We start from the raw sequence: 13541 nt of genomic DNA on the forward strand, positions 1-13541 counted from the left end.
ACCCGCCTCGGCGGGTTTTTTTATTACTCATAAATGACTACTGATTGACGGTGGTTTTAAATTTGCCCAGCGTCTCGCGCTCGTAGGCCAGTGCTTTTTGGCTGTCGAATTTGCGTTCCCACTTGGCAATCACCAGCACCGCCAGCGCGTTACCTACCACGTTCAGCGCGGTACGGGCCATATCAAGGATACGGTCAACGCCTGCGATAAACGCCAGCCCTTCCAGCGGGATGCCCACGCTGCCCAGGGTCGCCAGCAGCACCACAAAGGACACCCCCGGTACGCCAGCGATGCCTTTCGACGTCACCATCAGCGTCAGCACCAGGATGATCTCCTGGCCCAGAGAGAGGTCAATGCCGTAGAGCTGGGCGATAAAGATGGCGGCGATGCTCTGATAGAGCGTAGAGCCGTCGAGGTTAAAGGAGTAACCGGTCGGCACCACGAAGCTGGTGATGGACGCCGGTGCACCGTAGGCCTCCATCTTCTCAATGATACGCGGCAGAACGCTCTCCGAGCTGGCAGTGGAGTAGGCCAGGATCAGCTCGTCCTTCAGGATACGGATCAGCGTCCAGATGCTTAGCTTGCACATCCGCGCCACCGCGCCCAGCACCACCAGCGCAAAGAACAGGATCGCCACGTAGACCAGGATAACCAGCTTGGCGAGCGGCCACAGGGAGGCGAAGCCAAAGTTGGCTACCGTCACCGAGATCAGAGCAAACACACCAATTGGCGCATAGCGCATCACCATGTGGGTGACTTTAAACATGGTCTCTGAAATAGAGCGGAACACGGTCACCAGCGGATCGCGGTGCGCGGCAGGCAGGGACGACAGCCCGAGGCCAAACAGCACCGAGAAGAAGATGATCGGCAGCATGTCGCCCTTCGCCATAGAGGCGACAATATTCGTCGGAACCAGCGAGAGAATAGTGCCCATCAGCCCGTGGGCATGGCTCTGCACTTCCGCCGTAGTGCTCTGATATTTTGAAATATCCACCGTCGCCAGCTGCGTCATATCAATGCCCGCCCCCGGCTGGAACACGTTCGCCAGCGTGATACCCAGCACGATGGCAACGGTAGTGATGATTTCAAAATAGAGAATCGTTTTGACACCGATACGGCCAAGCTGCTTCGCATCGCCCACGCCTGCAATGCCCACAACCAGCGTGGAGATTACAATCGGAACCACAATCATCTTGATCAGGTGGATAAAGATATCGCCCGCCGGTGAAAGCAGGTTTGCAATCAGCCACTCGCGGCTATCGCTTTGGTAATGCAGGAAACTACCCAGAAGAATACCCAGCACAAGGGCCAGCAAAATCTGCCAGGCCAGGCTGACTTTCACATTTTTCATAACTACAGACGTCCTCAATGAAGCACCATTCCGTGTACCGGAACGATACATACTGAAAGGGGTGTGATTAGCGTTGCTTAGTAAAGCGGGGTTTTTTAATGCGCATTATCAGTACCATCTGCATGGTATCAAGTGCAACCCTTTAAGATGAGGGTCTTTCACCACGAAAGTGCATAAGAAGCGACTTTTATCCCACACTTAATGCATAACTATATGTTATGGATAAGCTTTTCATTACCTCTCCTGCAAACATCACTACTGGTGATTATTTCCCTGCAAAGATTCATTTGCTGAATTTTCAACCATTCAAACAATGCGTGATCTTCCGCCCAAAAAGTAAACAAAGCCGTGCTTCACTCTTCCCTTAACGTTTACGTGACATATCCTTAACATCTTACAAGGAGAACAAAAGCCATGAGCCAAATACATAAACACTCTGTTCCCGCCAATATCGCGGAAAATTGCCTGATTAACCCGGAGCAGTATGAGGCGAAATATCAGCAATCCGTCAGCGATCCTGAGACCTTCTGGGGTGAAGAGGGCAAAATTCTTGACTGGATCCGGCCCTATCAGAAGGTAAAAAATACCTCCTTCGCGCCGGGTAACGTCTCTATTAAATGGTATGAGGATGGCACACTTAACCTGGCCGCCAACTGCCTCGACAGGCACCTGGCCGAGCGCGGCGATCAGACGGCCATTATCTGGGAAGGCGACGACGCCCAGCAGAGCAAACATATCTCATATCGCGAGCTGCACGCCGACGTCTGCCGCTTCGCCAATGCTCTGCTGGCGCTGGGCATCAAAAAAGGCGACGTGGTAGCGATCTATATGCCCATGGTGCCGGAGGCGGCGGTAGCCATGCTCGCCTGCGCGCGCATCGGCGCTATTCACTCCGTGATCTTTGGCGGCTTCTCACCGGAAGCGGTGGCCGGACGCATTATCGACTCCAGCTCGCGGCTGGTGATCACCGCCGACGAGGGCGTGCGGGCCGGGCGCAGCATCCCGCTGAAAAAGAACGTCGACGATGCGCTGAAAAATCCCAACGTAACCACTATCGAACATGTGGTAGTGCTCAAGCGTACCGGGGGTAATATTGAGTGGCAGGAGGGGCGCGATCTCTGGTGGAGCGACGTCATGGCGCAGGCCAGCAGCGAGCATCAGCCGGTAGAGATGAACGCGGAAGATCCGCTCTTTATCCTCTATACCTCTGGCTCCACCGGTAAGCCAAAAGGGGTGCTGCACACCACCGGCGGCTATCTGGTCTATGCAGCCACCACCTTTAAGTATGTCTTTGATTACCATCCCGGCGACATCTACTGGTGCACCGCCGACGTTGGCTGGGTCACCGGTCACAGCTATCTGCTCTACGGCCCGCTGGCCTGCGGGGCCACTACCCTGATGTTTGAGGGCGTACCGAACTGGCCTACCCCGGCCCGTATGGCGCAGGTGGTCGATAAGCACCAGGTTAATATTCTTTATACCGCACCGACGGCGATCCGCGCCCTGATGGCGGAAGGCGACAAGGCGATTGCCGGTACCGACCGATCGTCGCTGCGTATCCTCGGCTCGGTGGGTGAACCGATCAACCCGGAAGCCTGGGAGTGGTACTGGAAGAAGATCGGTAACGAGAAGTGCCCGGTCATCGACACCTGGTGGCAAACCGAAACCGGAGGCTTCATGATCGCCCCGCTGCCGGGTGCCACCGAGCTGAAAGCGGGCTCTGCGACCCGTCCCTTCTTTGGCGTTCAGCCGGCGCTGGTAGATAACGAAGGGACGCCGCTGGACGGTGCCACCGAAGGCAACCTGGCGATAGTCGACTCCTGGCCTGGCCAGGCGCGTACGCTGTTTGGCGATCACGAGCGCTTCGAGCAGACCTACTTCTCGACCTTTAAAAACATGTACTTCAGCGGTGACGGCGCGCGGCGCGACGAGGACGGCTACTACTGGATCACTGGCCGGGTGGACGACGTGCTCAACGTCTCCGGCCATCGCCTCGGCACGGCGGAGATTGAATCCGCGCTGGTCTCGCATCCTAAAATCGCGGAAGCGGCAGTCGTGGGCATCCCCCACAACATTAAGGGCCAGGCGATCTACGCCTACGTCACGCTGAATCACGGCGAAGAGCCGTCCCCGGCGCTCTACACCGAAGTGCGCAACTGGGTCCGCAAAGAGATCGGCCCGCTGGCCACGCCGGACGTGCTGCACTGGACCGACTCGCTGCCGAAAACGCGCTCCGGCAAAATCATGCGCCGCATTCTGCGCAAGATTGCCGCTGGGGACACCAGCAACCTCGGAGATACCTCAACGCTGGCCGATCCGGGCGTGGTGGAAAAACTGCTCGAAGAGAAGCAGGGTATCACCATGCCGTCGTAACGATTCCATCCTCACCCTCTCCCGCATGGGAGAGGGAATAATAATAACCCTCCCCTACAAAATACGTCTGGAGACTCTGTGATGAATAACGATATTTGTCAGCAGATAGAGAATAGTGCGCACTACAGGGAGCTCGTCAAGAAACGGCAACGGTTTGCCTTTATCCTTTCCATCATCATGCTGATTATCTATGTCGGCTTTATTCTCCTGATCGCCTTTGCTCCCGGCTGGCTCGGTACCCCGCTCCACCCGGGAACCAGCGTGACGCGCGGCATTCCCATCGGCATCGGTGTCATTATCATTTCGTTCCTGCTGACCGGCGTCTATGTATGGCGCGCTAACGGGGAGTTCGACCGACTCAACAAGGCCGTCCTGCGCGAGGTAAAAGCATCATGAAACGTCTTCTGACGGCGCTTGCCGCCACGCTTCCTTTTGCTGCGAATGCAGCCGATGCTATCTCCGGTGCGGTACAGCGCCAGCCAACCAACTGGCAGGCGATCATTATGTTCCTGATCTTCGTGGTCCTGACGCTTTACATCACCTACTGGGCCTCGAAGCGCGTCCGCTCGCGTAATGATTACTACACCGCAGGCGGCAATATCACTGGCTTCCAGAACGGGCTGGCGATCGCGGGTGATTTTATGTCCGCCGCCTCGTTCCTCGGCATCTCGGCGCTGGTCTATACCTCTGGCTACGACGGGCTGATCTACTCTCTCGGCTTCCTCGTCGGCTGGCCAATTATTCTGTTTTTGATCGCCGAACGTCTGCGTAATCTCGGACGCTTTACCTTTGCCGACGTCGCCTCCTACCGTCTGAAGCAGGGGCCGATCCGCATTCTCTCCGCCTGCGGCTCGCTGGTAGTGGTCGCGCTCTATCTGATTGCCCAGATGGTCGGCGCGGGCAAGCTTATCCAGCTGCTGTTCGGCCTCAACTACCACATTGCGGTAGTGCTGGTGGGCGTGCTGATGGTGATGTACGTGCTGTTCGGCGGTATGCTGGCCACGACCTGGGTACAGATCATCAAGGCGGTGCTGCTGCTGTTCGGGGCCAGCTTTATGGCCTTTATGGTGATGAAGCACGTCGGCTTCAGCTTCAATAACCTGTTCAGCGAGGCGATGGCGGTGCATCCGAAAGGGGCGGCTATCATGAGTCCTGGCGGGCTGGTGAAGGATCCGATCTCGGCCCTCTCCCTTGGTCTCGGCCTGATGTTTGGTACCGCCGGGCTGCCGCATATCCTGATGCGCTTCTTTACCGTCAGCGACGCACGCGAGGCACGGAAGAGCGTCTTCTACGCCACCGGGTTTATGGGCTACTTCTACATCCTGACCTTTATTATCGGCTTTGGTGCGATCATGCTGGTCGGGGCTAACCCGGCGTTTAAAGATGCGGCAGGCGCGCTGATCGGCGGCAACAACATGGCGGCGGTGCATCTGGCCAATGCGGTAGGCGGGAACCTCTTCCTGGGCTTCATCTCTGCCGTGGCCTTTGCCACTATTCTGGCGGTGGTTGCCGGGCTGACGCTGGCAGGGGCATCGGCGGTATCGCACGATCTCTATGCTAACGTCTTCCGCAAAGGCGCCTCCGAGCGCGACGAGCTGAGAGTGTCGAAAATTACCGTGCTGGCCCTTGGGGTCGTCGCCATCCTGCTTGGCATTCTGTTTGAGAACCAGAACATCGCCTTTATGGTGGGACTGGCCTTCTCTATTGCTGCCAGCTGCAACTTCCCTATCATCCTGCTCTCTATGTACTGGTCGAAGCTCACCACCCGTGGGGCTATGATTGGCGGCTGGCTGGGGCTGTTGACGGCGATAGTGCTGATGGTGCTTGGCCCGACGATCTGGGTACAGATCCTTGGCCATGAGAAGGCGATCTTCCCGTACGAGTACCCGGCGCTCTTCTCTATCGCCGTGGCGTTTATCGGTATCTGGGTCTTCTCCGCCACCGATAACTCACCGGAGGGTAATCTGGAGCGTGAGAAATTCCGTGCCCAGTTTATCCGCTCGCAAACCGGGCTGGGTATCGATCAGGGTCGCGCGCATTAATCCTCTCCTCCCCGGCCATTCTGGCCGGGGATCACAGTTCTCTTCTTACAGTCGCGATACAGTATCCCAATCTATTTGAAACGTTGTTTTAATACGAGAGGATACGATGAAGCGATATGCCCTTGTCGGAACCGGTGGTCGGGCCGGACTGTACATCTCTGCTATTGGTGGTCAGTGGCGCGAAACGGCGCAGCTGGTGGCCTTCTGCGATACCAACCAGACGCGGATGGACTACGCGAATCAGCTGTTACAGAGCAGCGATAGCGAGCCGGTATCCACCTGGAAAGCAGAGCAGTTTGCCGAGATGATCCGCGAAACACGTCCGGACACGATTATTGTTACTACCATGGACCGCACCCACGATGACTATATCGTGCAGGCGCTACGGGCCGGGTGCGACGTCATTACTGAAAAGCCGATGACCATTGATGAGCAGCGCGCCCTGCGTATCCTTGACGCTATCGAAGAGACGGGCCGCAGCGTGCGCGTGGCCTTTAACTACCGCTACGCGCCGCACCACAGCAAGATACGCGAGCTGCTGATGAACGGTACGATTGGCGAGGTCTACTCCGTCCATTTTGAGTGGCTGCTCAACACCGAACACGGCGCGGACTACTTCCGCCGCTGGCACCGGGAGAAGCGCAACAGCGGCGGCCTGCTGGTGCATAAATCGACTCACCATTTTGACCTGATGAACTTCTGGCTGGGGAGCTATCCCGAGCGCGTCTACGCCGAGGGCGGGCTGCGCTTCTACGGTAAAGAGAATGCCGAGCGGCGCGGCGTCACGCAGTTCTATCCACGCGCCCACGGCTATGAGCAGGCGAAAGCGGATCCCTTTGCATTACAGATGGCCGACAACCCGCAGCTGAAAGCGCTCTACCTCGACGCCGAGCATGAGGATAACTACTTCCGCGACCAGAGCGTATTTAGCGACGGCATTACCATTGAAGACACCCTGTCGGTGCTGGTGAAGTACCAGAACCGGGTGCAGCTCACCTACTCCCTGAATGCCTACCTGCCCTGGGAGGGACTGAACGTGGTGTTTAACGGCAGCGCGGGACGGCTGGAGATGAAGCTGGTGGAGAAATCCTACGTTAACGCCGGCGGTGCACGCGAGAACGAAGGTAGCCTGGAGGGGTGCGACATTACGGTCTTTCCGATGTTTGCCGCGCCGTGGAAAGCGGAGTTCACCGTTGGCGAAGGCGGCCACGGCGGTGGGGATAATGCCATGCTGGCGGATCTGTTCGGCGAACCGGGGGACGATCCCCTCAGGCGCGCCGCCGATCACCGGGCGGGCGCAATGTCGATCCTCACCGGCATTGCCGGGAATATCTCCATGCAGCAGCAGCGCCCGGTTAACTTCCGCGAATTTGAGCTGGTCGCCCGATTGAAGTAAAGCCCACGCCGCTGGTCAGAACATGACTCTGGCGACCAGCGGCGCAATCAGCACCATCACCACCCCGGAAAGCATCATTACCAGGCTGGCAACAACGCCCTCCTGCTGGCCCAGCTCGTAGGATCGCGCCGTCCCCGCCCCGTGCGAGGCCGCGCCAAACCCGGCCCCTTTCGCCATGCCTTCGCGGATAGCAAGGCGCAGAAACAGCATATCCCCTACTGCCATCCCGAAGACGCCCGTGACCACCACAAACAGCGCCACCAGATCCGGCTGGCCTCCCAGCGGCCCGGCCGCTGCCAGCGCAAAGGGCGTGGTGACCGAACGCACCGCCAGGCTGCGCTGGATCTCATCCGGCAGGGTAAACAGACGTGCCAGCCATACCGAGCTGGTCACCGCCACTACCGTCGCGGTGACTATCCCGGCGGTAAGCGACATCCAGTGACGCTTGATCATCGGCAGGTTGTCATAGACCGGCACCGCAAAGGCGATGGTTGCCGGACCGAGCAGCCATAGCAGCCAGTGCGCCTCGCCCATGTAGTTCTGGTAGGAGATATGGCCGAACACCAGCATCAGTACCAGCACAATCGGCGTGCAGACCAGCGGCATCAGGGGCAGCGTGCGAAAGCGGCGGTAGAGCCTTTTATTGGCAAAGTAGATGAGTAGCGTGACGCCCAGGCAGAGCAGACCCATGTGAAAGTCAGTCATGGCCGCTGCCTGCGAAGTTCGTAGCGGTAGACCTTATCCACCACCCAGGCCGTTGCCCCGAGAACCATCAGCGTGCTCAGGGCGATGACGGCAAAAATACGCCAGCCGTCGATCAGCAGCAGCTGGGCGTAATTCACCACCGCCACCACCGCAGGCACAAAAAAGAGCAGCATCTCTGCCAGCAGCCAGCTTGCTCCGGCCCGCACCCATTTCAGGGGAACGATGCGGCACGTCACCAGCGCGAGCAGAATGACCATGCCTACCAGGTTAGCAGGCAGCGGCAGGCTGAGCCATTGCACCAGATACTGGGCCATAACAAAGAGACCGGCATAGAGCAGCACCTGCAGCGGGATTTGCAGCCAGCGCAGGAGAGCAGGCGTAACACGGCTTAACGCCACGTCCATTAGGGTATGTCCATGAGATGTGATCGAAGACACAGTATAGAGAGCCACTACAGCGGGTTGAAATGAATTAAACTCATCGCATGCATAGTCTTCCGGAATAGTAGTTTTCCGGAATAACAGTTGAAAGGAATAGCCATGGATATCAGAACGCTGCGCTATTTTGTGGAAGTCGTGCGTCAGCAGAGTTTCACCCGCGCAGCGGAGCGGCTGTTCGTTACCCAGCCCACAATCAGCAAGATGTTAAAAAACCTGGAGGACGAGCTAAACACGACCCTGCTGATCCGCGATGGACGCAGGCTGCTGCTCACCGATACCGGCCGGGTGGTGTTTGAACGTGGCCAGGCCATTCTTGCTGAGTTCCGCCAGTTGGAGGCCGAGCTGGACGATATTCAGCATCTCAACAAAGGGGTGCTGCGGCTGGGCATACCGCCGATGGTGGGCATGCTGATGGCCGGGCCGATCGGCCTGTTTCGTCAGCGTCATCCCGGCGTGGAGCTGAAAATCGCCGAGTTTGGAGGTTTAACGGTCCAGCAGGCGGTCATGAACGGCGAGCTGGATCTGGCGATGACGGCTCTGCCGGTAGAGGAGGAGAGCGCCCTGACTACCCTCCCCCTATTCAGCCATCCGCTGTGCGTGCTGGTTCCCCGATCCGGCGACTGGATGAAGTGCGAGGCGGTCTCCCCCGAGATGCTGGCCGACCATCCGCTGCTGATCTACAACGAGGATTTTGCCCTCAGCCAGCAGCTAATGCAGCTCTTCAACCGCCATGATGTAAAGCCGCGCATCGCCGTACGCAGCGGCCAGTGGGATTTTCTTGCCGCAATGGTGCAGGCGGGAGTGGGGATTGCGATTTTGCCGGAGCCGATTTGCCAGCGACTGGACAAGCAGACATTGCGCTGGATCCCTTTGCAGAGTGATTTGCAGTGGCAGTTGGGAATGATCTGGCGGAAGGGGATCTATCTGTCGCACAGTGCCCAGGCGTGGCTGGCGTGCTGCGAGGGATTTTGGCTACCGCCAGAGTAAAAAACGCCGGGTGGCGGCTTCGCCTGACCCGGCCTACGGTTATTTATTCTCTATCAGCAGTGCCTCCAGCAGGTCGAGATCGTGCAGCAGCTTCTGCATCGTCTCGTTACTGATCTGTCGCGTGGCGCGCAGGTGATACAGTTCGGCGCGCTCGGAGCGCAGCGCGGCCAGACGGAAGCGACGCTCAAGGTTCTCCTCCTGCATCGAGCCCTCGGCGTTGTTACGCCCGTCGGCCCGGCGGCGCAGGTTACCGATCACCCGCGAGCTTACCTCGGTCAGCAGCTGGTTATCGATATTCTCTTCGCTGTTAGCCGCCAGACGCTCCTGCATCTTCTGGATCGCCACAATCGCCACATCGGCAGTGACCGAACGCGCCAGCCGCTCCTCTTTCGCCTGCTGAACATGGTCCCCGATCTCCATATGCTGAAGCAGGATCGGCAGCATCACCACACCGACAAACAGCGAGAAGAGGATCACGCCGGCAGCGAGGAACACCAGCTCGTAGCGGGCCGGGAAGACGTTACCGTCCGGCAGCAGCAGCGGGATAGAGAGCACGCCCGCGAGGGTAATAGCCCCGCGCACCCCGGCGAAAGAGGCGATCAGCAGCTCACGGGTGCTCCAGGAGCCGAACTCCATCGGCTTCCTGGTTAAGAAGCGCTGACTGAATTTTTTCATTGTCCACAGCCAGCCGAAACGCACCAGCATCAGCGCAGCGTAGATCAGCACGATGTCGGTAAACAGCATCCAGGTTTCGACATTGGGGTCGGCCTCGGCGGCCACCAGCGAGGATTCGAGGATCCCCGGCAGCTGCAGGCCCAGCAGCAGGAACACCATGCCGTTAAACACAAACTCCAGCATCGCCCAGGTGCTGTTGGCCCGCAGGCGCATCGCCAGCGGCGCGCGGCGCATTACCCCGGAGCGGGTGATGGTCATCCCTGCCGCCACGGCGGCCAGAATGCCCGAGAAGCCAATGTGTTCCGCAATCAGGTAGGAGGCAAACGGCAGCAGGAACAGCAGCACGATCTGCGTCGCTGGCTCATCGCCGCCCCAGCGGCTGAGGAAGCGCAGCGAGCGGCCATACAGCCAGCTCACGATGAAGCCCGCCAGGATACCGCCCACCGCCACCTTAAGGAACTCTACCGAGGCCCCGCCGACGGTAAACACCATCGTGCCCATCGCCACCGCGACGGCAAACTTCAGCGAAACCAGGCCGGAGGCGTCGTTCATTAACGCTTCGCCCTGCAGAATGCCCATGATTTTTTTCGGGATGCGTCCTTCCCCGACGATGCCGGAGAGCGCCACGGCGTCGGTCGGGGAGAGCACGGCTGCCAGCGCTAAGGCCGGCACCAGCGGAATACCCGGTACGATCCAGTAGATAAGGAAGCCAATGCCGACCACGGTGACCAGCACCAGCGCCAGCGCGAGACCAAGAATCTCCCGCCCGTGTTCGAGGAACTCCCGCGTCGGCGTTTTCCAGCCGTCGGCGAACAGCAGCGGTGGAATGAACAGCACCAGAAACAGCTCGGGATCGAACTCAACGTGCAGGCCAAACGTCGGCAGCGCCAGCATGGCGCCGATGGCAATCTGCATCAGCGGCAGCGGGATCTGGAACGGTAAAACGCGCGTGATAACGCCGGAGAGAGAGACCACAAGGGTCATGATGAGAATGGTAAAGAAGATTTCCATGCGTTCCCTGTTTGCGATGTTTTTTATATCGAGAGGTGACGAACGATGACGAGGCATCATGCCTCTCATAATAGAACATGCAGGCTAACGCAAAGGAAACAAGATGTGCCTTAAAAACAAAAATGGGCGGCCAGAGCCACCCATTTTAAGGTGCAGAGGGGCTTAGATTGCCCAGCCGCCGGCGTAGAAGGCCACCAGCGCAATGGCGATCACCACCGTGCCGATATTCAGACGACGCCATTCACCAGAGACGATGCGGCCAATCACCAGCGAGGCGAAGCCGATCATGATGCCGGTAACGATGTTACAGGTCAGCACGATAAAGACAGCGGTGATCAGACCGGCCATCGCATCAACAAAATCGGCAAAGTCGATTTTAGCCACGTTGCTCAACATCAGCAGGCCAACGTACATCAGCGCCGGCGCCGTGGCGTAGGCTGGAACCAGGTAGGAGAGCGGGGAGAGGAACAGGATCAGCAGGAACAGCACGCCAACGGTAATGGCCGTCAGCCCGGTTTTACCGCCCGCTGCCGTACCGGCCGCCGATTCGATATAGACCGCTGCCGGGGCTGCACCCACCAGGCCGGAGAAGACGCTGCTCAGGGAGTCGGTGGTCAGCGCTTTGCCGCCATCGATAATCTGGCCGTCTTTATCCAGCAGGTTTGCCTGGCCGGCTACCGCGCGGATAGTCCCGGTGGCATCGAACACCGCCGTCATCACCAGCGCCAGCACGCTTGGCAGCACCAGCGGGTTCAACGCGCCAACGATGTCCAGGCTACCGATCAGCGAGTTGCCTTGATCGTCGCTCAGCGACGGCATCGCAAAAATGCCGGAGAAGTGTACGGTCGGATCGAAAAGCAGACCCACAATCGACACGCCAATGATGGTCAGCAGGATACCGCCCGGCACCTTCAGCTTCTCCAGGCCGATAATCACAGCCAGACCAATCAGAGACATCATCACCGGGAAGCTGTCGAAGTTGCCCAGCGCCACCGGCAGCCCTTCAATCGGGTTTTTCACCACCAGGCCAACGCCGTTTGCGGCGATCAGCAGCAGGAACAGGCCGATACCGATCCCAGTGCCATGCGCCACGCCCTGCGGCAGGTTGCGCAGGATCCAGCTACGAATGCCGGTAGCGGAGATCACGGTAAACAGGACGCCCATCAGGAACACTGCGCCAAGGGCGACCGGGACGCTAATCTGCTGGCCCAGCACCAGGCTGAAGGCGGTAAAGGCGGTCAGTGAGATGGCACAGCCAATGGCCAGCGGCAGGTTTGCCCACAGCCCCATGACGATAGAGCCCACACCGGCCACCAGACAGGTAGCAACGAACACCGCGGCGGGTGGGAAACCCGCTTTTCCCAACATGCCTGGAACGACGATCACGGAGTAGACCATCGCGAGGAAGGTGGTTAACCCGGCGACGACTTCCTGACGGACAGTGCTGCCACGAGCAGAAATTTTAAACCAGGCGTCAAGCGAACCGCCGGTACGCGCTGAAGGCGTAGACATAGAAAACATCCCCTGAAGAGTTTTATTTTTCGTTGTTTAGCGTGGTGGACAATCCACTGCCCGTTAAACGTCATCGTTCCAAAACAGGTTGTGGCTAAGCAGAGCCACAAAAAGCAAACGTTTAACTCCGCGCAAACAAAACGGCTGTAAAAAAAGGCAAACGATTATCTAGCGTTCACAGGGGGCATTTCAACTTAACTTTATCGGTTTTTACTAAATTTCCCTTATGACGGCGAAAAACCAGGCAGCGGATGCGCAAACGTTATCGTCTATGCGCAACCTGGCAACATTTTTGACCAGACCCGCCCCCGTCTCTCTTCATCCATCGTTTTTTAACATGCTCACGCGCCGGGAAGATCGAAGGGGCCGCCCTGGGCGATGGCGCGCTGCCACGCCGGACGATTTTCAACCCGCGTTTTCCACGCCTGCAGGTTGGGCAGATGGTCGACGCCGCCGCGTGCCAGCAGGGCAAATACCGGGAAGCTCATCTGAATATCTGCCATGCTGGGCTGCTCGCCGGTAAACCACGGCTGGCTGCCGAGCTGCGACTCAATGTAGCGCGCATGGGTTTCAAGCTGTTTATTGAGCCAGGCTTTTTGCACGCCCTCCCCCAGCGCTTTGCCCAGGGTACGCAGTCCAAAGGGCACCGGCGGTTTGCCGAGGCTGCCAAACACCAGCTTCATGAGCAGAAGGGGCATCAACGATCCTTCGGCATAGTGCAGCCAGAAACGGTACTGGAGCTTCTGTTGCGTATCCGTTGGCTTGAGCTGACCGCGGGTATCATAGGTTTCCTGCAAATGTTCAAGGATTGCGCCGGATTCGGCGACGATGGTGCCGTTATCATCCAGCACCGGTGATTTCCCCAGCGGATGCACTCTCTTTAGCGCCTCGGGGGCCATCATGGTTTTTTCGCGCTGGTAGCGCACAATTTGGTAGGGCAGACCCAGCTCTTCCAGGGCCCAAAGAACGCGCTGGGAACGCGACTGATTAAGATGATGTACAGTGATCACGGTTGTCTCCTGCTATCGATATGAGATAAGGCCTTGTCA

At 58.4% G+C, this 13541-nt stretch carries 11 protein-coding genes; 5 read left to right on the forward strand and 6 right to left on the reverse strand.

The window, feature by feature from the left end:
• Positions 1 to 37: 37 nt before the first annotated feature.
• Entirely contained in the window at positions 38 to 1351 is a 1314-nt protein-coding gene (gene gltP, locus NR795_RS14925; protein ID WP_144816693.1) for a glutamate/aspartate:proton symporter GltP, read from the reverse strand.
• 414 nt (positions 1352 to 1765) lie between these two features.
• Here gltP and acs point away from each other — a divergent pair, with 414 nt between their 5' ends.
• The 4 genes from acs to NR795_RS14945 all read left to right on the forward strand — a co-directional run bounded on the left by acs (position 1766) and on the right by NR795_RS14945 (position 7162).
• Positions 1766 to 3724, forward strand: coding sequence for an acetate--CoA ligase (acs, locus tag NR795_RS14930; RefSeq protein ID WP_144816695.1), 1959 nt, complete (start codon positions 1766 to 1768; stop codon positions 3722 to 3724).
• Between the two features lie 81 nt (positions 3725 to 3805).
• Positions 3806 to 4120 (forward strand): DUF485 domain-containing protein, encoded by a 315-nt coding sequence (locus NR795_RS14935; RefSeq protein WP_144816698.1) that lies wholly within the window; start codon positions 3806 to 3808, stop codon positions 4118 to 4120.
• Entirely contained in the window at positions 4117 to 5766 is a 1650-nt protein-coding gene (gene actP, locus NR795_RS14940) for a cation/acetate symporter ActP (protein WP_144816700.1), read from the forward strand. The genes NR795_RS14935 and actP overlap by 4 nt, the downstream gene beginning before the upstream one ends.
• 106 nt (positions 5767 to 5872) lie before the next feature.
• Positions 5873 to 7162, forward strand: a complete 1290-nt coding sequence (locus tag NR795_RS14945) for a Gfo/Idh/MocA family protein (protein WP_257758618.1) — start codon at positions 5873 to 5875, stop codon at positions 7160 to 7162.
• A gap of 15 nt (positions 7163 to 7177) precedes the next feature.
• On the opposite strand, the gene NR795_RS14950 is transcribed toward NR795_RS14945, so the two are convergent.
• Together NR795_RS14950 and NR795_RS14955 are read right to left on the reverse strand one after the other, a co-directional pair.
• A complete protein-coding gene (locus tag NR795_RS14950; protein WP_257758619.1) occupies positions 7178 to 7867 on the reverse strand; it encodes an LrgB family protein in 690 nt (229 codons plus the stop codon).
• A complete protein-coding gene (locus tag NR795_RS14955; RefSeq protein WP_257758620.1) occupies positions 7864 to 8271 on the reverse strand; it encodes a CidA/LrgA family protein in 408 nt (135 codons plus the stop codon). Before NR795_RS14955 ends, NR795_RS14950 begins: the two co-directional genes overlap by 4 nt.
• 135 nt (positions 8272 to 8406) lie before the next feature.
• On the opposite strand from NR795_RS14955, the gene NR795_RS14960 reads away from it, so the two are divergent.
• Positions 8407 to 9294, forward strand: a complete 888-nt coding sequence (locus NR795_RS14960) for a LysR family transcriptional regulator (RefSeq protein WP_257758621.1) — start codon at positions 8407 to 8409, stop codon at positions 9292 to 9294.
• Positions 9295 to 9333: 39 nt separating this feature from the next.
• Here NR795_RS14960 and NR795_RS14965 read toward each other — a convergent pair whose 3' ends face one another.
• The 3 genes from NR795_RS14965 to NR795_RS14975 form a co-directional block, all read right to left on the reverse strand.
• Positions 9334 to 10980: a Na+/H+ antiporter gene (locus tag NR795_RS14965; protein ID WP_144816712.1), complete on the reverse strand. Its 1647-nt coding sequence runs from the start codon at positions 10978 to 10980 to the stop codon at positions 9334 to 9336.
• Between the two features lie 162 nt (positions 10981 to 11142).
• Complete coding sequence (locus tag NR795_RS14970) at positions 11143 to 12492, reverse strand: NCS2 family permease (protein WP_144816715.1); 1350 nt, start codon at positions 12490 to 12492, stop codon at positions 11143 to 11145.
• A gap of 341 nt (positions 12493 to 12833) precedes the next feature.
• Positions 12834 to 13502, reverse strand: coding sequence for a glutathione S-transferase family protein (locus tag NR795_RS14975; protein WP_144816718.1), 669 nt, complete (start codon positions 13500 to 13502; stop codon positions 12834 to 12836).
• Positions 13503 to 13541: the final 39 nt, after the last annotated feature.

This window comes from Pseudescherichia sp. L3 (assembly GCF_024656065.1).
In the GTDB taxonomy this organism is placed as follows: Bacteria; Pseudomonadota; Gammaproteobacteria; order Enterobacterales; family Enterobacteriaceae; genus Pseudescherichia.